Origin of the sequence: Ligilactobacillus acidipiscis, from assembly GCF_900116935.1 — a bacterium.
Lineage (GTDB): Bacteria > Bacillota > Bacilli > Lactobacillales > Lactobacillaceae > Ligilactobacillus > Ligilactobacillus acidipiscis.
This window is the reverse complement of the sequence record NZ_LT630287.1, coordinates 2,382,623-2,404,727: the sequence shown is the minus strand read 5'-3', so window position 1 is coordinate 2,404,727 and position 22,105 is coordinate 2,382,623. Positions and strand designations below refer to the sequence as shown.

Sequence of the window (22,105 nt, the reverse complement as noted above, 5' to 3'; positions counted from 1 at the left end):
CAAATGGATCTACAAAAAGATATGGTCTTGTTAAACCAAAGTGTTCCTAATAAAACAGAGGCTATTAAATTAGCAGGCAAGTTGTTAGTGGATGCAGGTTGTGTTGAGCCGAAATATGTTGATGCAATGATTGCCAGGGACAACGACGTTTCGACTTATATGGGGAATTTTATTGCTATTCCACATGGTACAGATGAGGGAAAGCAATATATTAAAAAGACTGGGATCTCGGTCGTTCAGGTCCCGATGGGTGTCGATTTTAGCGAAGATAAAGAGACTGACAACACAGTAACAGTTGTTTTTGGGATTGCAGGTAAGAACAATGAACACTTGGATATTCTTTCGCAAATTGCATTGTTTTGTAGTCACATCGACAATGTTGCGAAGTTAGCCGATGCGCAGTCACCACAAGAGGTTATAGATTTATTGAAAGAGGTTGAAAACTAATGAAAGCAGTTCATTTTGGAGCAGGTAACATTGGTCGCGGTTTTATCGGAGAAACATTAGCCGCAAATGATTTTTCAATTGATTTTGTAGACGTTAATGATACGATCATTTCCGCACTGAATTCACGGCATGAATATGACATCGAGCTGGCTGCACCTAGCCAAGAAAAGATCCATGTTGAAAATGTCGATGGTATCAATAATGGCAAAGAACCCGAAAAGGTTGTGGCAGCCATTGCGGAAACTGACTTGGTTACAACTGCGATCGGTCCTAAAATCTTACAATTTATCGCACCTTTGATCGCAGAAGGTTTGGTTGCTCGTAAGAAACAAGGCAACACACAAAAGGTTGATGTGATCGCCTGTGAAAACATGATCGGTGGCTCAGCTCATCTAAAGGATGAAGTATACAAGGCTTTGGCTGATGAAGATCAAGCGTTTGTTAATGAATATGTTGGTTTTCCTAATGCTGCAGTTGATCGGATCGTACCATTACAGAAACATGATGATCCCTTGATGGTTTCTGTTGAACCATTCAAGGAATGGGTCGTCGATGAATCACAAATGGCTAACCCTAATTTAAAGCTGGAAGGCGTTTCTTATGCTCCAGACTTGGAACCATATATTGAACGTAAGTTATTCTCAGTTAATACTGGTCATGCTACAGTAGCCTATACTGGTAAAACGTTAGGCTATGATACGATCGGTGACGCTATTAAGGATGAACGTGTTTTGAATCAGCTGAAGGGTGTCTTGAAAGAGACTGGTGATTTGTTGATTGCTAAGTGGAACTTCAAGCGTGAAGACCATGAGGCTTATCAAAAGAAGATCATCAATCGTTTTGAAAATCCTTATATCTCTGACACAATTGCTCGTGTTGGTCGGACACCGATCCGCAAACTTGGCTTTGATGAGCGTTTTATTCGGCCGATTCGCGAAGCAAAAGAGCATGGTTTGGGCTATGAAAAACTGTTAGAAACAGTTGGTAAGATTTATCAATTCAATGTTCCAGAAGACGATGAGAGCGTCAAATTGCAACAAATGCTGCAAGATAAATTTGCTGAAGTAGTTACTTCTACGACTGATTTGAAAGATCAGGAATTAGTAAGTGAAATTGCTGGTAAAATGTCAGAAGAATTTACTGCAACGCATAAATAAACTATGCATAGTGAAAAATTAGCTTAAGGTACAACAAGATATAAATATATAAAAGGCAATTCAGTTTTTCTGTTTTGCCTTTTTATATATAATTTTCTATCTAAATTTAAAATTTATTAAATAACCTGAATTATTCATACTTTTCCCTTAAGGACTACTTTTTGTTGTTGTCATGCTAGTTCGCATCTTTTTCGTTTTTCACCTGTTGGGTGTACAAAAGTAAGCAGTGTTCAACTGGACGGATTTCAAGTAGAAGCTGATTCTTATACAATTACCTTATTCAATTAGCTAGAGGTGATTTTTTGGAAGATAAACCAGAATTTGTGCAAGTTAAGGTGGCTGCGCTTAAAAACAAAGATTATAAGCCGCAAAAAGCCATGCAGTTGCGTGTAGATCAAAATAAGACTGGCGTCATTTATAATCGGATCAATAATTATATCCTAGATGCTTTTTTGAAGGCGGTGTTTACGCATGACGATGCTTGATTTGTCCCAGCTCGACCGGATCTATTTGGCAACTGGGAAAACTGACCTTCGCAAAGGAATTGACGGTTTAGTTACTGTGATCACCGAACAATTCGCCTTGGATCCATACCAGAGTACCTTATTTTTATTCTGTGGTAGTCGCAAAGATCGTTTTAAGGGACTCCTGTGGCAGAAAGATGGCTTTTTGTTGCTTTACAAGCGTTTTGAAGACGGTCGTCTTCAATGGCCGAGGAACCAAGCTGAAATGCGGCAGCTTCAACCCGCTCAATTAGTCCGTTTACTACAAGGCTGGTCCATAGATGCGACGATTCATGACTTTGATCCAGCACATTTAAGACTGCAGCAAAAGAACAATGTGGTTTAGTTTTCCCTGTGGAAAACTAAATCTTTTTTGCTCATCCACAGTTTTAAATCTGTGGATGCAATTATGCTGAAAGCGTGCTATGCTAACTTTTGAAAACATCAGCTACATCGCTGATCAGAAAATGGTGAAGTTAAATGGATCAACAAAAAACGATTGCTAAATTAACACTTGAAAATGAAGAACTCCGTAAACAAAACAAGGCTAATGAACAGCGGATTGCTGAACTGGAAACTCTTTTAAAGTCTTTTCAGGCAAAATTATTCGGGACTAAGTCAGAAAAAACTGTCTCGGTTAACGAAAATCAAATGACACTTTGGGATGATGACAGTGTTTTTACCTGGTCAGAGCACACTGACAAACAAAGCGCAGAAAGTTCTCAAGAAAAGATCCAAAAGTCACCGAAAAAGCGGGAAAAACGGCAAAAGCAAATAGAAGATTTAGAGATAGTTAAAAACATTAAACGGCTCAAAGAAACTACTTGTCCTTACGGACAAGCACTTAAGGTTGTTGGAGAGAGATTTATAGGGAAAAAACTGCACTACAAACCAGCCGAATTATGGGTGGTCGAGGAATACGTTGCAACCTACGCTTGTGCTTGTGCTGCTTGTCTGGCGCAAAATAACGGTCAGACAGCTTTCTTTAGCGCCGAAAAAGCGACGCCTTTATTCCCACATAGTCTGGCTACCCCCACTCTGTTAGAGAATATCGTCTATCAAAAATACGTTTTAGGGACACCTCTTTATCGTCAATTAAAAGATTGGCGTCGTTTCGGGTGGAATGTCTGTGAGCCGACTTTAGCTGCTTGGGTCATTCAGGGGGCAGATATGCTAAGATCATTGTATGATCTCCTACATAAAAAATTGCTGCAACGTCCCTATTTACAAGGTGATGAAACTGTTGTCAAGGTTTTGCGTGAACCTGGGAAAAAGCCTACGGCTGAATCACGAATGTGGGTGCAACGCACGGTCCAAAAAGACAAACTACAAGCTATTTATTATGCCTATCGGCGCGATCGTTCTGAAAAATCGGCTTGTTCCTTATACAGTGGCTTTACTGGTGTTTTACAATGTGATGGTTATCAGGTTTACCCTAAAGTAGATTGTGCCGACCGCGTTGGTTGTTTAGCTCATGTGCGCCGTAAATTTTTTGAGGCAGCCAAATACAGTCAGGCCGCTAAAGGTCCGCTAAAAATCCTGGATCAGATTTTCCACCAAGAAAAGAAATGGGCCAGTTTAAATAGTTCTGCTAGAATAAACAAAAGGAATGAGTTTTTAAGGCCTTTGTTCGAAAAATTTTGGCAGGCTTTGGCAACTTGCGCTGCTCTACCTAAGTCCTTATTGGGGAAAGCTATCGCATACGCACTAGGACAAAGGGAAGCCATCAATAAATTATTACAATATGGTGAGATCGATATTTCCAATAATACTTGTGAACAGGCGGTAAAATCGTTGGTTATCGACCGCAAGAACTTTTTATTCAGTACAAGTGTGGCAGGCGCTGAGGCGAATGCCATCTGGCTGACCTTGATCGAAAGTGCCAAAGCTAATGGCCTTGATCCGCAAAAATATTTAACCAAAATCCTGACTGTAGTTCCTCAGCTGGGACCTTTCCCAACTGAAAAAGAACTAGAGCCTTATTTACCCTGGAATTAAACTTAAATAGCGCCAAAGATCCCTGATATGAAGCAAGGTTTGCTTTCGTGTCAGGGATCTCTATTTTGTCAAAGCAAATTTAAATGGTTTTGTCTAACCGTCCAGTTGAACACTGCTTACGTACAAAAAGAGCACATCCTGTGCTATTGTAAAGTCGATGAAAACCACAAAGAACAGGAGTGCTCCTTATGTCAACTTTACATCATGAAAAACTTTTATTCAATGACCAGATCAACATTTCTAATGACGGTGGTGAGTTAGCGAACGATGCCGGAACTTTATTAATTGCTGAATTTCTGCACCAAATTCACTTTGACCAGCTCTTAGAAGATAACTTGCATTTTAAAGATGACCGTAAATATTGTACCTTTCCCTTGAACAATTTATTTAAGCAGTTGCTGTTGCAATTGCTGGCAGGATACTGCCAAGATCAGTCGGCTAATACCTTGTCACACGCCGTTGATTTTAAGCTGGTCTTGTCTCAAGCGGTCGCTTCCCAGCCGACACTTTCACGCTTTATCAATCACATTTCAGCGTCTGGGCTCTTTTCAGTCAAATCATTGCTCGGCTCGGTAGCTCACTTTGTTCTTGGGCAGCTAAATCAACATCAGCTGATCCTTGATCTAGATTCGACACATGCCGATACGTTTGGTGACCAAGAAAAGAGTGCTTATAACGGTCACTACCAGACCAACGGTTATCATCCTTTACTAGCCTTTGATGCTTTATCGGGCTGCTTGTTGAATGCTCAATTACGCCCCGGCAATCGCTATACTTCCCAAGGTGCGACTAAATTTTTATTACGGAGCTTACGGGCCTATGACGGATCTTCCCTGGATGTCTTAGTGCGGGGAGATTCTGGTTTCGCAGCTCCAGGGATCTACCACGCGTGTGATAAAAAGCAGGCTAAGTTCGTGATTCGTTTAAAAGCGAACTACCAGCTCCAAAGTCGGGCTGAAAACCTGATCCAAGTGGGTGGGGTGACCAGGACTTCACCGAAGCTGAAGTCCAATGGCATGTCCTGCGAGACTATTGTCCTCAAAGTTGGTCACGACCTTATCGTGTGATTATTAAATCAACGCGGCCGGCGGGCAACTTTCTGTTTGACCATGAGTTTATCGTGACCAACTTGGAAGAATTAAGCGGTCCACAAGTCTTTGCCCTCTATCACCAACGCGGTTCCATGGAAGACTTGATCAAAGAAGTTAAACGTGGCTTTCACTTTGATAAAACGGACAGTTCTAGTTTTGAGGCCAATGAGTTCCGGATGCTGGTAGCTGGGGTCGCTTATAATATACTGCAAGCCATGAAGAACTTAGTTTTACCAACAAAGCTTAAACACGCTCAGGTCGGGACGATCCGTTTTAAATTACTCCATGTGGCAGCTAAGGTCACGCACCATGCGCGTCAAGTCTGGGTCCATTTATCTCAGACCAATGTGTTCGATAAATTATTTTGGCAGACACTGTTCAAGATTCAAAATCTAAAAATATATCCGCTGTGAACTCACAAAATAAAAAATGTTTTTCTTAGGGAAAGGGTGAAGTCTGTCCTTTTTTAAACAGTCCGACAACAAAACTAACAAAAAGCTGCTTTTTTTACACACTAAAGTAACTTTGCACAAAGTTTTAACTGCAACGAAAAGTATGAATAATTCAGGAATAATAAAGAAATATGTTCCATTTCAAGAAACGTTTCTAAAAATCAGAAACCGTTTCCAAAAAGCGCAAACAGTATTGATAAAGCAATCTGAAAAAGAGAAAATAAACTTGTACCAAAGAAGTAGTCACAAGAAAAAAGTTAAATTATTTACGGAGGTAATTATAATGGCTAAACGTGGCGATGGGAAAAAGTTTTCAGTTCTAATTGCTGGTGGGGGTAGTACTTATACACCAGGTATCGTGTTAACTTTATTGAATGGATTAGATAAGTTTCCACTTCGAAAGTTAAAATTCTACGATATTGATGGTGAAAGACAAGAAAAAATTGCAGAAGCAACCGAGATCTTGTTAAAAGAACGTGCTCCAGAAATTGAATTTTTAGCTACTACAGATCCAGAGAAGGCTTTTACCGATGTTGACTTTGTTATGGCACAGATTCGTGTTGGTAAATATGCTATGCGAGATGTAGATGAAAAGATTCCATTAAAGCATGGCGTAGTTGGACAAGAAACTACCGGACCTGGAGGTATTGCATACGGATTGCGTTCTATTCCAGGCGTTATTGGCCTAGTTAAGTACATGGAAAAATACTCGCCAGATGCATGGATGCTGAACTATTCTAATCCGGCAGCTATCGTAGCCGAAGCAACTCGTCGTGAATGTCCAAATTCTAAGATCATTAACATTTGTGATATGCCAATTGGTATCATGGATCGGATGGCTGAGATCGTTGGACTTAAAGATCGAAATGAACTTGATTTTAGATATTATGGTTTGAATCATTTCGGTTGGTGGACTGATGTTTGGGATAAGGAAGGCAATAACCTAATGCCAGAACTGAAAGAATATGTTTCTAAAAACGGTTATTGGATAGGCGGAGACTACGATAAGGGAACTGAAGCAAGCTGGGAAGCAACATTTAAGATGGCAGCTGACACCTTTGCTCTAGATCCGACGACGTTACCTAATACGTACTTGAAATATTATATGTATCCAACGCAAGTTGTTGAACATTCAGATCCACACCACACTAGAACTGACGAAGTTCGTGAACATCGTGAAAAGAATGTATTTAGCGAATGTAAACGAATTGTTAAAGAAGGAACTGCTAAAGATACAAACTTTGTTCCTGATGATCATTCAACTTATATCGTGGATCTGTGTGAAGCAATTGCCTACAACACCCATCAAAGAATGCTTGCAATTATTCCTAACGAAGGTGCTATCTCCAATATTGATCCAACTGCAACAGTTGAAGTACCTTGCTTGTTTGGTTCGAATGGGCCTGAAAGACTTGCAATGGGTGAAGCTGCTCAATACCAAGCTGGTATGATCACAGAACAAAATAGTGTTGAGAAATTGGCTGTGGATGCATGGCAGCAACATTCATACACTAAGTTGTGGCAAGCGTTTAGTTTATGCAAAATTGTGCCTGATGCTAAGGTAGCTAAAGATATCTTAGATGAAATGATAATTGCCAACAAGGATTACTGGCCAGAGCTTAAATAAAATTAAATGATCAACTAGAGGGGGAAGTCGATAATTAATTGTGTTAGTGACTTTTCCCCTTTTGCACTTATTCTAATTGAATGTGAGATGAATTTATTATGATGCAGAAATTGCAAAAATTCGGAGCAGCGATGTTTGTTCCTGTCCTATTATTTGCGTTTGCGGGACTTGTTGTCGCCTTTGGATCATTGTTTACTAACTCCTTGATTTTTCCTCATTTAGCACAGGAAGGTACTATTTGGTATGGAATTTGGTACATTATTTCCGAAGGTGGTTGGACAGTTTTACGTGAAGTTCCTCTTTTGTTTGTTATTGGTCTGCCAATCGGATTAGCTAAGAGGTCGCAAGGTCGTGCTGCTTTGGAATCTTTTGTGACCTATATGACTTTTAATTATTTTGTAGGAGGATTCTTAAGTCAATTCGGGTCTTTCTTTGGAATTAATAATTATAATAAACCAATTGTGGAAAATTCTACAAATGGTGGTTTAACGGAAATTGCCGGTATAAAAACATTGGACACAAGTATTATTGGTGCTTTACTTATAGCTGGCATCGTAGTTTGGTTGCATAATCGTTACTTTGATAAAAAGTTGCCTGAATGGTTGGGAACTTTTCAGGGATCAGCTTACGTAGTTATTTTGGGTTTTGTATCTATGTTTTTCCTTGCTTTTGTGACTTGCCTTGTTTGGCCTAAAGTACAAATGGGGATTGCAAGTCTGCAAGGCTTCTTGACACATTCTGGGGTCGTTGGAGTTTGGGTGTATGGTTTCTTACAACGTATATTAATTCCGACTGGACTTCATCATTTTATTTATATTCCGTTTCAGTATGGACCAGCAGTTGTTTCTGGTGGGTTGCAAGCGTGGTGGTTGGAACATTTAACAACTTTCGCTGCAACCAAAGAATCAATTAAAACTTTGGCACCCGCAATGGGCTTTGAGTTGTTTGGTAATGAAAAAGTCTTCGGTGTTCCAGCAATCGCATGTGCCTTTTATGCAACGGCAAAGAAGTCAAAAAAGAAGGAAACTGCTTCTTTATTAATACCTGCAGGTTTAACTTCTCTTTTAGCAGGAATTACGGAACCGGTTGAATTTACTTTCTTATTTGCTGCTCCAGCCCTATGGTTCGTGCATTCTTTTTTAGCCGCAACAATGCAGGCTGTTATGTATAGTTTTGGTGTAGTCGGACAGCTTGATGGCGGGCTTATTGGTGATGCTGGTCAGGTTTGGATTCCGTTATGGCACAATCATTGGCAAACATGGGTCACTCAAATTGTAATCGGTTTAATTTTCTCTTTGATCTATTTCTTTGTTTTCAAGTTCTTGATCGAGAAGTATGATTTTATGACACCTGGACGTGAAAAAGATGATCAGGATGTTAAATTATTACGGAAGAAAGATTATAAGGCAAAAAAGGCGGCCCAAGATAGTGGTTTAAATTCTAAAGATCCTTATATTCAAAGGGCCTCTGACTATATTGAGGAACTTGGAGGAGCAAGTAATATCGATGATATTACTAGTTGTGCAACGCGTTTACGTGTGACAGTTAAAGATGATAGTAAAGTTGCTGCTGACTCAGAATTTAGAGCAAGTAAAGCAACTAGTGTAGTTCGTCATGGAAAAGCCATTCAAGTGATCGTAGGTTTAGATGTTGCCCAGGTTTTGGAAAAAATCCAAGATTTATTGGAAAACAGTGATATTACTATTGCTAGTGAGGCTGCAGAGAATCCATATCATCAGTCTGCTCAATTTATTTTAGATTCTCTAGGGACCCAGACAAATGTGAAAAATATTGAGAATACAGCTGACGGAATAAGTGTTACTGTTAATGATCCCGCGCAAGTTGATAGTGAAGATATATTTATATCATTAGGTTTGGGTATTAAACAGGTCAAAGTAGACAAAGATAATGTTAAAATTAAAATTGAACAGCAAAACGAGTACTTCGATGCCATTAAAGCAATGATATAGGCACTTGTGTATTTTAAAAGCAAATCCGTCATCGGGGGTGATTACGGGTTTGTTTTTATATTTTTGACTTAGATGACCTAGCTTAGTTTTGGATTTTTAGGAAATATTATTTATATGAGTAGCCTGTATTGTATAATAATAGATAAGAATCACAAAATGTATATCGAGGTTATTTCATGAGAATAGAAAAGTACGTTAATAAACATTATGATGAATTAAACCAGACAGAAAAGGAAATTGCCAGTTTTGTAATGATGCATCCCAAAGAAACGATTGTTATGAGTCTTACTGAATTAGCTCAGGCATGCTTGGTTTCTCGGTCAGCGATATTTAGATTTACCAAAAAGATTGGGCTGAGCGGATTCAATCGTTTGAAGTATATATTAGAAGATGATCAAATGAATAATGAGAGTCAAAGAGATGAAGATTATTTAGAAAGCACAATAAATGCTATCGATGCGGCCGCTCGACAATTTAAAAACAAAGATGTTGAAAAAATATATGCAAGTTTTGATAAAGCAAAAAATATTTATATTTGTTCGACAGGTTGGGTTCAGGAAATAGTTTCTAATCAATTACAAAGAGATTTTTTTATTGCGTCGTTTGTAAAATTAAGTTAGAAATAAAAAAGCCATTTGTGGTAGACTTTTGAATATCCCTAATCAAAAGAGAGGTAACCACAAATGACTTATAAACATCTTACCACACGTGAATTAACCTTTATATATAATTTTTGGAAACAAGATATTAAAGCCTATCATGCCGCTAAAGCTCTTAAACGTTCCAGCGAAACCGTTTATCGTGTTTACCGGTTTCTAGATGCTGGTAATTCAATTAGTCAATTTCAAGAAAATCATCGAGTTAATAAAACTCATTGCGGTCGAAAAGCAATTGAATTACCAGAAGATGAAACCAAATACATTAAGCAGAAACTCGCATTAGGTTGGACCCCTGATACGATTATTGGTCGAGCTGAGATACAGATCAGTTGTAGTATGAGAACCTTATACCGACTTTTTCAAAGAGGTGTTTTCAATGTGAAATTGTTGCCAATGAAAGGTAAAAGGCATCCAAATGGTTACGTTGAACGGCGTGGTAAAGCTGGCCGACTCGGCAGAAGTATTTATCAACGCTATCAGGATTATCCTCATTTTCAACATGAATTTGGTCATTTAGAAGCAGACACCGTCCAAGGCAAAGCACATCAAGGTGCAGTTATGACCTTAGTTGAGCGTCTCTCCAAAGTTGAAATCATTTTAAACATCCAACAAAAATCGGCTGAATGCGTTAATAAACATCTTAATCAATGGTTGTCCCAACAGCCAAAACACCTTTTCAAGTCAATTACTTTTGATAATGGTAAAGAATTCACTGGTTGGAAAGAAATCGCAAATAAGCATGATATTAGTACTTATTTTGCCGAAGTTGGGGCTCCTAACCAGCGTGGCTTAAACGAAAATAACAATGGACTAATTAGACGAGATGGTCTCAACAAGAGCATGGATTTTCGCAATTTACCAAATGCTTTAGTTCAACAAGTCAGTAGCCGGCGTAATCATATTCCAAGAAAATCATTAAATTATAAAACACCAATTGAGGTATTCATGGAAAACATCACAGATAAACAGCTATGTTATTTCTAACTTAATTTGACATTTCAAGTTGTAGATAAAAATGCATACGTTTTGCCGGGAGAAGTTGATGAACTAGGGATAGTTTTGAAAAAGATGAAACCTGGCGATGTGTTGATCATTATTTCTTTTAATGGTGAAAATGAAAGATTAGTTGAACAAGTGAAACAAGCTCAAATACGTGGAATCGTAACTCTGTCGTTTACGTCTGTTAGTCAAAATAAACTGGCGGAAAATGCCCAGTACAGTTTATACTACAATGTTATTGATAAGCAGGTCCCGTATCCAAATAGAAATGAGAGTTTCTTTACAGGTTTATATGTTTTGAATGATCTTTTGACAATGGGGTATGCGGATTACAGAAAGAATCAGGAGTTGGAGGAACAAGATGGAAAAGGTAAAAAAGAAAAACAAAGTTAGTGAATACTTGAGAACTGTTCTGTATCAGATGGGATTGACGCCAAGAAGAGCAATCAACTCGATGATTTTTTTATTAGTTTTTAGTTTTTTAGCCAGTATATGTTATATCTTGTTCTTATCGAGTAAGAGTGGAACAAAGTTTCAGACTTTTCTTGGAGCAAATCCGCAGAGTGCGGTAATGTTTATTATTTCAGCGATAGACTTTGGGTTAGGTTATGTGTTGTGGAATAAAAGGGAGAAACTGGTAACTAGGAGAAAAAATTTTCAGGCAGTTAACTTTTTTTTGTTACTTTCTCAACTTATAGTGGGTAACTTAGTCTGTGTGATTTTGGCTGTAATTGCTTTATATGTTTCATCGCAAGTTAAAGACGATGGTGGGAAGTACTTGTCAAGCGCAGAAATCATGCTCTTTAGCCTTAGTGGTTTGGTGTACGTTTTCTGTGCTATTCTTTTATTACGTTTACGGTGATAGTTTTAAATATACGAGGAGGTAGTAACATGTTTGGATTTGGTAAAAAGAAGAAAGAACAAATGATATATTCTCCAGCAACTGGCAGATCGATGCCGATAACAGAGGTTTCAGATGAAGTTTTTTCTGGTAAAATGATGGGCGACGGCTTCGCTGTGGAGCCAACTGAAAATGCAGTATACGCTCCGTTAAAGGGGACAGTCTCTACAGTTTTTCCAACAAAACATGCGATCGGTATAACGACAGATAAGGGCTTAGAGGTGTTAGTCCATATTGGCCTAGACACAGTTGAGTTAGATGGCGCTCCTTTTATTAGCAAAGTTAAAGAAGGTCAAGAAGTGGATCAGAATACACAAATCTCTGAAATGAATATTGCCGATATTCGGCAAGCGGGTTACGATCCAACGATAGTTATCGTTTTTACTAATATGGATCTCGTAAAAACAGTGCCGGAACCTCAAAGTGGAGAAATTTCGCATTCTGCTGAAATTGGGATGCTGGAATATAATAAATAGACGTTCAAACGGTTTTATTTAAGTATAAATGAAAGGGCTTTTATGTTGACAACGGGATTTTGATCCAATAAGAAATGAGGCAAAATAATGGCATTTTTCAACGGTTTATCACACATTGGCATCCCAACTAAAGATTTTTATAAGAGTACAGAATTGTATGAAAAACTTGGTTTTGAACTAATTAATCAGGAAGATAATTTGGGTAGTAAGGTAAACTTCTATCAGATCAGTGATTTAATATTGGAAGTTTATGAAGATAAAACTAATTCTGAAAATGGCGCTATCAACCATTTCGCAATTGCTACGGATGAAATCGACAAAACTTTTGCACATGTGAAAAAACTTGGTTTTGAGTTGATTGATGATAAGATCATGCATTTACCGTTTTTTGAGCATGGCATTAGCTATTTCAATTTTTACGGGCCTAACCATGAAACGATCGAAGTTTGTCAAAAAAATAAAGAATAAGCGAGTGATCATATGTTAGTAGGATCTATTGAAGTAGGAGGAACAAAGTTTGTTTGTGCAGTTGGTAATGAAAATTATCAAGTTAAGGATCAAATTCAAATTCCCACAACGACTCCGAGTGAAACTTTGCAGAAAACAGCTGAATATTTTGCGCAGTTCGAAATTGAAGCAATTGGGATAGCTTCGTTTGGACCGATCGAGATCCGCAAGAATTCGCCCAAATACGGCTACATTACTAAGACACCTAAAGCAGGCTGGGAGAACACCAATTTTATTGGTTACCTAAAGAAGTATTTAAATGTGCCAATGTTTTTTACGACAGATGTGAACGGCTCTGCATATGGTGAATATGTGATGTCTCTTTTATCAAATGAAAAAATTGATTCGTTGGTCTACTATACTATTGGCACGGGAGTCGGCGGTGGTGCTATCGTTGATGGAAATTTGCTAGGTTCAACCGGTCATCCTGAAATGGGACATGTTTTATTAAAAAGGCATCCTGATGATCTTGATTTCGCTGGGGTTTGTCCATTCCATAATGATTGTTTAGAGGGCTTGGTTTCTGGGCCCACATTTGAGGCTCGTTTGAACAGGGCTGGCAAAGATGTTCCTCTTTCTGAACCTGTTTGGGATATTATGAGTTATTATGTTGCGCAAGCAGCTATTCAAGCGACTTTGATATTACGGCCGAATAAAATAGTCTTTGGTGGTGGGGTCACGAGTGAAGAATTTTTACGTAAAGTTCGGCGAGATTTCGCTAAACTGCTCAATGGGTATGTAGAGGTCCCTCAACTGGATAAATATATCACAATGCCTGAAATTAAAAATAATGGCTCCGCAACAGTGGGAGATTTTGCCTTAGCGATAGATATGCTTAAAAGATAGTTTAGAGTGGAGGTTATGTTTTATGCCAAAATGGTTTCAAGATTCTGTAGTTTATCAAATTTATCCACGCAGTTTTCAGGATAGTAACAGTGATGGGATCGGTGATTTGAATGGTATCAGCCAGAGATTACCATATTTGAAAAAGTTGGGCGTTGATGTTTTATGGTTGAATCCTATTTATAAATCTCCTGATGTTGATAATGGCTATGATATTGCCGATTACGAAACTATCCAGCCGGTTTATGGGACTATGAGTGATTTTAACAAGTTATTAGCCCAAATACATGAAAATGGTTTAAAACTTGTGATGGATTTAGTAGTTAACCATACTTCAGATCAACATAAATGGTTCCAAGAAAGCAAAAAGTCTCGGGACAATCCCTACGCGGATTACTATATCTGGCGAGATCCGGTGGATGGTCACGAACCTAATAATTGGGGGTCTGCGTTCAGCGGGCCGGCCTGGACCTATGTGCCGGAACGAGGGCAGTATTATTTGCATTTGTTTGCGACAGGGCAGCCAGATTTGAATTGGGAAAATCCACAGGTTCGCCAAGAAGTGTACTCTTTAATGCGTTTTTGGCTTGATAAAGGGGTCGATGGTTTTCGCATGGATGTTATTAATTTCATTTCCAAACCCGTTGGTCTGCCAGACGCACCGCAGGAAGGCGGTTCAGCTTATGGCGATAGTTTTGCTATTGTTTCGGGTGGGCCGCGGTTAGATGAATTTTTAAGGGAAATGAATCGGAAAGTATTATCTAAATATGATGTGATGACTGTCGGAGAAATGCCCGATTCTACTCCTGAAGAGGCAATTAATTATACTAATCTAGATGGAACTGAATTAAATATGATCTTTCAGTTCCAGCATGTGAATTTAGGCGGGAATCCAGATCCAAGGCTAGGAAAATGGAATGATCAGCCAGTAAAATTATCAGAACTAAAAGAAGCATTATCACGTTGGCAAGTAGAGTTGGATGGTAAAGCTTGGAATAGTTTGTATTGGGGTAACCATGATCAACCAAGGGTGGTCTCTCGTTTTGGATCTGATCAACCAGAGTATAGGGAATTATCAGCTAAGATGTTAGCTACCACATTACATATGATGCAAGGTACACCATATGTTTATGAAGGTGAAGAGCTGGGAATGACCAACGTTCATTTTAAAGAATTATCGGAATATGAAGATATTGAGTCAATCAATGCTTATCACCAATTGGTTGAAAAAGAAAGAGTAGTAGCACCTGAACAAATGCTGGAATATTTGTCTTTCATGTCACGTGATAATTCGCGGACTCCGATGCAGTGGAGTGCTGAAAAAAATGCAGGTTTCACAGATGGAGCAAAGCCATGGTATGGTCTGAATCCTAATTACCTTCAAATCAACGCTGAAAATGAATTGAAACAAGAAGGCTCAGTATTTTATTACTATCAGAAATTAATAAAAATGCGCCATGATTCAGAATTGATTAGATATGGATCATACGAGTTGTTAGACCCCAATGATGAAGAGGTTTTTGCCTATAAGCGGCATTACAAAGGGCAAACTTTACTAGTCATCAGCAACTTTACTGAAGACACTTTAGAGCGAGATTATGAGCAAGACCAGGGGGAATTAGTCCTTGCTAATTACTCTGAGAGACAGGAAAGATCCTTTAAGCCATATGAAACTAGAGTTTATTTATTTAAATAGTCTTGGCACTAGCCATAACTAAAGAATGCTGTCTGGGCGACATTTGTTAATTTGTCACGCTTAGACAGCTTTTTGCACTTAACACAAAAAAACAACATCTTGAAAAGATTAACGGATATTTCCCTCTAAAGTAAGTTTTTGTACGCTTGGTGTTAGTTCGTAACAACCAATCATTTATACAAAATTTTACAAAAAACCAATAAGGTTAGACTTTTAAGTGGTCAACCAAAAAAAATAAAACCAATTGAACCACATAAAATTAAAAAATGTCTTAATTTACAAGTCGATTTGAATCGGTTAAAGGAAATCTGCGGGTGCCCTTACGACAAATATTGTCGTTTTTTTATCTATAATTGGTGCAAAATCAAGCATACGTGCGTTTCTGACGTACAAATTTTAGCTTTACTTTGCATACAAATGATAAATAATATTCAATCTCAATGTAAATTTTCGAGCAGGTTAAGTTTTTTATTTTTAATCAAATTGCGCTGAGTTGGGCTGTACTCTTTTTGTTCGGCGAGCATATCAACATTTAACTGTCATAATGGTCATGCGTCAAGGAGCTAATGTTCAGTCAAATAAATTTATTGATAGTTTGCGTAACCTCTTATGTCAAAAACTAGAAATAAGCACGCCAAGGCTTTTTCTAACTTAGCGATATAGGATACAATGTCACGAAAACCATGTATTTTTATGGCCTTAAAGCCCACTTAGGAGCGGCAACTAATGGTTATATTTTGAACTATATTTGTCACCAAGTCTTCAATTCATGATACACAAATCGCCTTAATTTTGATCGAGAGCTGTCCCTGTCATTTTGTTTTGGTATGTTAGCCAAACTTTAAAAAAGTTTACAAAACATGGGTACAACCTTTAAACACTTTATTGTTCAAATATGAAAGGTGCAAGGCAACATAATAGTTGTGTTCTAAAGAAATTACGCTGTATCATTGAATCCCATTCGTCAATTTTGGTGGCCAAAATTATGGAATCGTAAATAATTTAATGCGTTCGTTAGACGGTTTTTGGCTAAAAAATGAGTTGATTGTTTTTACTTATGATCTTGTTTTTTGTTTTAACGAGAATGAAGTTATTACGAACTAGTACATACACGTTATACCACTTTTAATCAATTCATTTTTTATTTCAATTGAATATATGATTCTAAACGGGATAAAAGCGATAGATAACTTAACCTTTCAAGAAAAAGCGGTTTTTGAAAAATATTCGGATCTTAAATGAAAGTTTTTAAAATGAGAGTTATTGAAAAATTTTGTACATTTTTATTTTATGTATTATTATTCACAATGTTTTTAAACTTAATTGCTAAAAGAAGTGCGTATATAAGACGAAAATTCCCCAAATCTTGTATATTTTATTTGTAAGTGTTAATTTGTCTTAATCCATAAGAATTTAACTTTATAAAATCTGATGAATAATATAATCTAATTAGCGAATAAAGATACTCTAATGATAGTTTTAACCTCATTGCTTATGTGAAAAATAAAATATATAATTATGGTGAAATAGCAAAATAGAAGCGCTAACATAAATGTATTTTTGTTTACGATGTTTTATTTTCAAGGGGGCGAAATTGATGAATCGAGAAAAAAGGTTAGAGTTGATCAAAAAGATTGTAGATTCTGAGAAAATATCAACTCAAGAAGAATTATTAGAAACTTTAAAAAAAAGGGGCGTAAATGCGACTCAAGCTACGATATCGAGAGATATTAAATCTTTAGGGCTTTTTAAAAGTATGAAGAATGGGACAAAGTACTATATAACGCCTTATAAGCAAAAAGAAGCAAAAAAAATCAATAAAATTCAAGAAGCTATTCACGATAATGTGACTAGTGTTGAGAGAATTGCATGGCTAAATATTGTAAGAATGCCTTTAAATTCTAATTATGCAAACGCTTTAGGGTCGTTGCTTGACACAAGTAATATACCTGAAATCGTAGGGACTCTTGCAGGCAACGACACATTGGTTATTATTAGTAAAAGTGAAGATGATGCTGCTAAAATAAAACAATTTATTTTAGAAAGTATTGATAATTAGTAATTGCATTTTTCTTAAGGAGGAAAAAAATTGTTAGAGGAAACTGAAGTTAAAAGGTCTCTAAAAACTAGGCATTTGTCAATGATTGCATTGGGAGGTAGTATCGGGACAGGTTTATTTGTGGCAAGTGGGTCAGCAATTTCTAAAGCTGGACCAGGGGGAAGCGTTGTTGCATATGTTGGTATTGGAATAATGGTCTTTTCTTTGATGACTTCATTGGGAGAAATGGCAACATATTTTCCCGTTTCCGGTTCCTTTGCCAGCTATGCCCGACGATTTGTTGACCCAGCTTTTGGCTTCGCAATGGGTTGGAATTACTGGCTAAATTGGGTGATCACTCTGGCAGTGGATGTTTCGACGATTGGTCTCGTTTTTAAGTTTTGGTTTCCTAATAGTTATGGGTCACTTTTTAGTTTAATCGCCTTTATTTTAATTTTTTTGATAAACGCCTTGTCAGTTAGTTCGTTTGGAGAAACGGAATATTGGTTGGCGATAATAAAAGTCATTACAGTGATTTTTTTCTTGTTGGTCGGCTTTTTAACGATTGTTGGGATAATTGGTGGCCATCCAGTTTTTGGAAGAAATTTTACGTATAAAGATGCACCATTTGTTGGTGGCCTACCAAGTATTATTCAGGTCTTCTTAGTTGCTGGTTTTTCTTTTCAGGGTACAGAACTGATTGGAATTACTGCTGGGGAATCTGAAACCCCCGGTGAAAGTATTCCTAAAGCAATCAAGCAGGTTTTTTGGAGAATATTAATTTTTTATGTTTTTTCGATTGCAGTAATTGCTGCCCTAATACCTTATACTAGTCAAAATTTGTTAGGTACAAGTGCTTCAGATATTACTATCAGTCCATTTACTTTGGTTTTTAAACGTGCGGGTTTGGCCGGAGCGGCCAGTATTATGAATGCTGTTATTCTAACGTCTGTACTTTCTTCTGCTAATTCAGGAATGTATGCTTCTACTAGAATGCTTTTTTCTTTAGGGGTTAATGGCGATGCTCCTTCCATTTTTGCTCGGACTAATAGTCGTGGAATTCCTATGCCGGCATTATTAGTAACTAGTATTGTGGGATTGGTTATTTTTGGGACCAGCATTGGCGATAGTCATATATATACTTTCTTGGTTAGTGCTAGTGGGTTAAGCGGTTTTATAACGTGGTTAGGTATAGCAATATCCCATTACAGGTTTAGGAGAGCTTTTGTAGCTCAGGGACATCGGTTGAGTGAACTTAAGTATCACGCAATGATGTTTCCGCTGGGACCAATTATTGCGATGATTTTATGTGTGGTCGTAATCTTTGGTCAGGACGTTGATTCTTTTTTAAAACTTGACTGGCAAAATATCGTTATTTCGTATATGTCTATACCTATTTTTTTAGTTCTTTTTATTTACTATAAAGTCAAATATCACAGTAAATTAATACCTTTAGATCATGTTGATTTATCTGTTCATAAATAGCAGCAAACGTTTTAAACCCTGCCAAAAAAACGTATAAGTTTAAATAATTTTTTATTTTCGAGTAGCATATTGGGGAGTGTCAAGAAGTTTGTGTAAAAAGGGATTGCCCTTTCTCCATAAAATTAAATCTTTTCAGTCGAAAAGTGATTCTAATGTATCCTTAACTTGTCCGAATCCACGATGAATTCGATTAAAGTTCTTTTCGTTGTAACTAATTACTTGCACTCCAATGAAATTGTCTAATGATTTTTCATTGGGAAACTGTTCTTTTGCTTTAGTCTTGCGTTTAATCTTTTTATTTAGCGATTCTATAATATTTGTTGAATAAATGGTTGGGCGTATTGCGGCTGGAAAAGCCAAAAAAGCTAATAATTCCTTTTCAATTGACCTAATGTGACTAATCAGATTTGTGTATTGCTTTTCCCAAGTACTATAAAAATCGGCAAGCATTTTATGAGCTTCAGTTTTATTAGTTACCGAATGAAGCTGTTTGAAATCATTTAAAATGACCTCACGGTCTTTTAAACGGACATGTGTACTAATATTACGCATAACATGAACTAAACATCTTTGAAATTTTGCTTTAGGAAAAGCATGTAACAGCGCTGGTTGAAGTCCGACCATTCCGTCCGCAATAATTAATTGAACCTGTTTAAGCCCTCGCTGCTTAAGATCTGCTGCCATTTCCGACCAGACTTCAGCATTTTCACTGGGTGCAATGCGATAATCAAGAACTTCCTTAATTCCAGTGGGTGTAATTCCTAAGGCAATATAAACCGCTTCTCTTTGAACTGTGTCACGACGCAAAGGTAAATAAGTTGCATCTAAGAATAAGCAAACATAGTTTGCTTTAATGGTTCGTTGATGAAAAGCTTCAATCTGCTCAGTTACTTGAGCAGTAATGTTAGAAACAGTTGTAGCTGAATAATAAGAACCATACATTTTCTCAATCAAATCAGCGATTTCACGAGTGGTAACACCTTTAGAGTAAAGTTGAATAATTGTAGTTTCTAAAGCATCTTGACGACGAGAATAAGCTGGAAGTAAATGATTATGAAACTTGCCTTGTCGGTCACGCGGCACAGCAATTTTCAACTTACCATATTCGGAATCAATTAACCGAAAGTATTGACCATTCCGATAATTGTTAGCCTTAAAACCATTACGTTCATAAGGATCATAACCGAGTAACGAAGTTAACTCAGCTTGTAAGATTTGATTAATAGCTTTTTCAAGTTGTTGGCGAAAAAGTTCTTTAACATCGCCATTTGATAATAGAGTTTTGGTTAAATCTTTGGTAAACTGTTCCATGGGGAATCCCTCCGTTTTGGTTTGGTTTGACGATTTAATCATACGGGGAAGGGATTCCCTTTTCAATAGGATTTTATTTATTTACACAAACTATTTTATACTCTCTGATAAGGCAGACGAAAAAGCGATTCACGTTTTGTTAAAAAGAGAGGACAAGTTGGTTGCTTATACACGTATCGTACCTCACACAGATCAAGTACACATTAGTTTTGGTAGGGTCTTGGTTGTTAAAGAATATCGTAAACACGAATTAGGTAGAAAAGTTGTTCAAGCTACACTTAATCAAATTCAAAAACAATTTCCTGCTAAAGAAATTAAGATTCAAGCACAAAGTTACTTGCAAAACTTTTATAGCTCATTTGGGTTCTCACCTGTTTCTGACGTTTATTTGGAGGATAATATTCCACACCTGGATATGATTCTAAAAAAATAAAACACATGCTGAGGAGAGTGAAATAGAGTGAAGTTACTGGTGTTATTAGGAACAGTTATTTCAGCTTGTTTTGGTTCTATTTACTTAGTTGCCACCATTAAAGGTAAAGTACAACCAAATAGAGTAACCTGGTTACTCTGGTCGCTTTCTCCTATGAGTGCGACAATTGTGGCTATTTCAACGGGAATCAGCTGGTCTATTTTACCAGTATTCATGGCTGGATTCATGCTGTTCCTAATTTTCCTTGGTAGTTTTATTAACAAAAGTGCTTATTGGAAAATTAGTCTGTTAGATTTGCTTTGTGCCGCACTTTCAATTGGCACCCTCGTTATTTGGAAGATGACTAACGAACCTAATTTAGCTGTTTTGTTCGCTATTTTAAGTGACGCTTTAGCTGCATTGCCCACCTATATTAAAATTTGGTTGTTTCCTTATACCGAAAGGCCCTTTTTTTATATTGGCGGTACTTTTTCAGCTCTAACAAGCTTGATTGCAGCTCCTAATAATAAGTTGACAACCATCGGTTTTGCTGTTTATTTAGTAGTCCTCAATACATCACTCATGCTGCTTATTTATTTTCGCCAAAAAAAGTTTTCTAGTAGTAATTAATATCAAGCGAAAGCCAGTACAATACCATTTACGCTTTAAATGGCTGGTTTTGAAAAATTTTAATTAATTTAATTAATCAGTACACTTGACGAAGACCGCAATTTTAACATTCGTTCGATTTCACGGTAAATAAACCCTTGAGTTGTTTCCTTGTCGGAAATGATCCAATTGAGGTATTTAGTTGAAAAGAGCAAGTAGATATTTTTCCGAATCTAAGCCGTTGGCTTTGGCACTCTCAATTAAAATTCTTGCGGTCCATGACCAATAATTTTACGGCTTGTTTGTAAAAATTGTTGGAGTACTCTTTATCTATGGAACCAAAATTGAAGAGGATAGCAATAAGTCTTCTTTTACTTGGGAAAAGTAATCGCTAAATTTTATCCTAATTAAGGTCCAAATTGCTAAAATATTATGAAGAATTAATTAGAACTCATGCCGTTGAAGAGATCGAACAGAAATATTTGATTTCTAGCGATGATTTGACAGAAATGTTGGGTGATTGGATCGTGCAGTATGAAATCCAAAATTTAATTCAGAAAATTGAAGCCGAGCTTAAAGCTACTTAGGGCAACTCGCCTAACAAACGAGCGCAACTAAAGCTGAAAAATCTTTGCTGGACGCCACAACGCAACAGTTTTTTGAAACAGATCACGAAGCGACGTTTATGTCGATGAAAGCAAATTCCTTGATAAATGGACAACTAAAACCCGGCTATAATCTCCAAAAATCAATTTGTTTTGAACTATGAGATTCTTCTTAAGCCAGCTGATACTTGGACATTGGCTCCATTTTTGTTAGACATGCCGTATTTAGACTTATTCAAATGCAATTTAACTGACACTAATTATTGCAGTGAATCAAATTATAGTGTAATTCTAGGGACTGTCTGAAAACTAAAAATTC

Annotated in this window: 21 protein-coding genes and 1 pseudogene; 21 read left to right on the top strand and 1 reads right to left on the bottom strand. The window is 37.2% G+C overall.

The window, feature by feature from the left end; all coding sequences use genetic code 11:
- Nucleotides 1-3: 3 nt before the first annotated feature.
- The 18 genes and pseudogenes from BQ5903_RS11180 to BQ5903_RS11095 all read left to right on the top strand — a co-directional run bounded on the left by BQ5903_RS11180 (nt 4) and on the right by BQ5903_RS11095 (nt 18,849).
- Nucleotides 4-447 carry a PTS sugar transporter subunit IIA gene (locus BQ5903_RS11180; RefSeq protein WP_056971920.1) on the top strand — a complete coding sequence of 148 codons (444 nt, stop codon included), beginning with the start codon at nt 4-6 and terminating at the stop codon, nt 445-447.
- Nucleotides 447-1,604 carry a mannitol-1-phosphate 5-dehydrogenase gene (locus BQ5903_RS11175; protein ID WP_079579557.1) on the top strand — a complete coding sequence of 386 codons (1,158 nt, stop codon included), beginning with the start codon at nt 447-449 and terminating at the stop codon, nt 1,602-1,604. The genes BQ5903_RS11180 and BQ5903_RS11175 overlap by 1 nt, the downstream gene beginning before the upstream one ends.
- Before the next feature lie 302 nt (nt 1,605-1,906).
- On the top strand, nt 1,907-2,089 hold the full coding sequence (locus BQ5903_RS11170) for a hypothetical protein (protein ID WP_079578630.1): 183 nt from the start codon (nt 1,907-1,909) through the stop codon (nt 2,087-2,089).
- On the top strand, nt 2,076-2,453 hold the full coding sequence (gene tnpB, locus BQ5903_RS11165) for an IS66 family insertion sequence element accessory protein TnpB (RefSeq protein ID WP_056972637.1): 378 nt from the start codon (nt 2,076-2,078) through the stop codon (nt 2,451-2,453). Before BQ5903_RS11170 ends, tnpB begins: the two co-directional genes overlap by 14 nt.
- 134 nt (nt 2,454-2,587) lie before the next feature.
- Complete coding sequence (gene tnpC, locus BQ5903_RS11160) at nt 2,588-4,105, top strand: IS66 family transposase (protein WP_079578626.1); 1,518 nt, start codon at nt 2,588-2,590, stop codon at nt 4,103-4,105.
- 188 nt (nt 4,106-4,293) lie between these two features.
- Nucleotides 4,294-5,609, top strand: a pseudogene (locus BQ5903_RS11155) (IS1380 family transposase).
- 322 nt (nt 5,610-5,931) lie between these two features.
- Nucleotides 5,932-7,275 (top strand): 6-phospho-alpha-glucosidase, encoded by a 1,344-nt coding sequence (locus BQ5903_RS11150; protein ID WP_079579556.1) that lies wholly within the window; start codon nt 5,932-5,934, stop codon nt 7,273-7,275.
- A 98-nt stretch (nt 7,276-7,373) separates the two neighbouring features.
- On the top strand, nt 7,374-9,245 hold the full coding sequence (locus tag BQ5903_RS11145) for an alpha-glucoside-specific PTS transporter subunit IIBC (protein ID WP_079579555.1): 1,872 nt from the start codon (nt 7,374-7,376) through the stop codon (nt 9,243-9,245).
- 176 nt (nt 9,246-9,421) lie between these two features.
- A complete protein-coding gene (locus BQ5903_RS11140) occupies nt 9,422-9,865 on the top strand; it encodes a MurR/RpiR family transcriptional regulator (protein WP_231920863.1) in 444 nt (147 codons plus the stop codon).
- A 63-nt stretch (nt 9,866-9,928) separates the two neighbouring features.
- Nucleotides 9,929-10,888, top strand: coding sequence for an IS30 family transposase (locus BQ5903_RS11135; protein WP_010500073.1), 960 nt, complete (start codon nt 9,929-9,931; stop codon nt 10,886-10,888).
- A 6-nt stretch (nt 10,889-10,894) separates the two neighbouring features.
- Nucleotides 10,895-11,296: an SIS domain-containing protein gene (locus BQ5903_RS11130; protein WP_079579554.1), complete on the top strand. Its 402-nt coding sequence runs from the start codon at nt 10,895-10,897 to the stop codon at nt 11,294-11,296.
- Nucleotides 11,265-11,765: a hypothetical protein gene (locus BQ5903_RS11125; RefSeq protein WP_079579553.1), complete on the top strand. Its 501-nt coding sequence runs from the start codon at nt 11,265-11,267 to the stop codon at nt 11,763-11,765. Before BQ5903_RS11130 ends, BQ5903_RS11125 begins: the two co-directional genes overlap by 32 nt.
- A 29-nt stretch (nt 11,766-11,794) precedes the next feature.
- Entirely contained in the window at nt 11,795-12,280 is a 486-nt protein-coding gene (locus BQ5903_RS11120; RefSeq protein ID WP_079579552.1) for a PTS sugar transporter subunit IIA, read from the top strand.
- 87 nt (nt 12,281-12,367) lie between these two features.
- Nucleotides 12,368-12,748 (top strand): VOC family protein, encoded by a 381-nt coding sequence (locus BQ5903_RS11115; protein WP_079579551.1) that lies wholly within the window; start codon nt 12,368-12,370, stop codon nt 12,746-12,748.
- Between the two features lie 12 nt (nt 12,749-12,760).
- On the top strand, nt 12,761-13,633 hold the full coding sequence (gene scrK / locus BQ5903_RS11110) for a fructokinase ScrK (RefSeq protein WP_056972580.1): 873 nt from the start codon (nt 12,761-12,763) through the stop codon (nt 13,631-13,633).
- Nucleotides 13,634-13,655: 22 nt separating this feature from the next.
- Complete coding sequence (locus BQ5903_RS11105; protein ID WP_079579550.1) at nt 13,656-15,326, top strand: glycoside hydrolase family 13 protein; 1,671 nt, start codon at nt 13,656-13,658, stop codon at nt 15,324-15,326.
- Between the two features lie 1,597 nt (nt 15,327-16,923).
- On the top strand, nt 16,924-17,385 hold the full coding sequence (locus tag BQ5903_RS11100; protein ID WP_056972420.1) for an arginine repressor: 462 nt from the start codon (nt 16,924-16,926) through the stop codon (nt 17,383-17,385).
- A gap of 81 nt (nt 17,386-17,466) precedes the next feature.
- On the top strand, nt 17,467-18,849 hold the full coding sequence (locus tag BQ5903_RS11095) for an amino acid permease (RefSeq protein WP_231920944.1): 1,383 nt from the start codon (nt 17,467-17,469) through the stop codon (nt 18,847-18,849).
- A 132-nt stretch (nt 18,850-18,981) separates the two neighbouring features.
- Here the strand turns inward: BQ5903_RS11095 and BQ5903_RS11090 are convergent, their stop codons facing one another.
- Nucleotides 18,982-20,160 (bottom strand): IS256 family transposase, encoded by a 1,179-nt coding sequence (locus BQ5903_RS11090; RefSeq protein WP_057785074.1) that lies wholly within the window; start codon nt 20,158-20,160, stop codon nt 18,982-18,984.
- On the opposite strand from BQ5903_RS11090, the gene BQ5903_RS11085 reads away from it, so the two are divergent.
- From BQ5903_RS11085 to BQ5903_RS11075, 3 genes are all read left to right on the top strand, one after another.
- On the top strand, nt 20,159-20,593 hold the full coding sequence (locus tag BQ5903_RS11085; protein WP_079579548.1) for a GNAT family N-acetyltransferase: 435 nt from the start codon (nt 20,159-20,161) through the stop codon (nt 20,591-20,593). The two genes, BQ5903_RS11090 and BQ5903_RS11085, sit on opposite strands and share 2 nt — an antisense overlap.
- A gap of 27 nt (nt 20,594-20,620) precedes the next feature.
- Complete coding sequence (locus tag BQ5903_RS11080) at nt 20,621-21,202, top strand: hypothetical protein (RefSeq protein WP_010499244.1); 582 nt, start codon at nt 20,621-20,623, stop codon at nt 21,200-21,202.
- A 398-nt stretch (nt 21,203-21,600) separates the two neighbouring features.
- Nucleotides 21,601-21,768 carry a hypothetical protein gene (locus BQ5903_RS11075; RefSeq protein WP_154022042.1) on the top strand — a complete coding sequence of 56 codons (168 nt, stop codon included), beginning with the start codon at nt 21,601-21,603 and terminating at the stop codon, nt 21,766-21,768.
- The last annotated feature ends 337 nt before the right edge of the window (nt 21,769-22,105 follow it).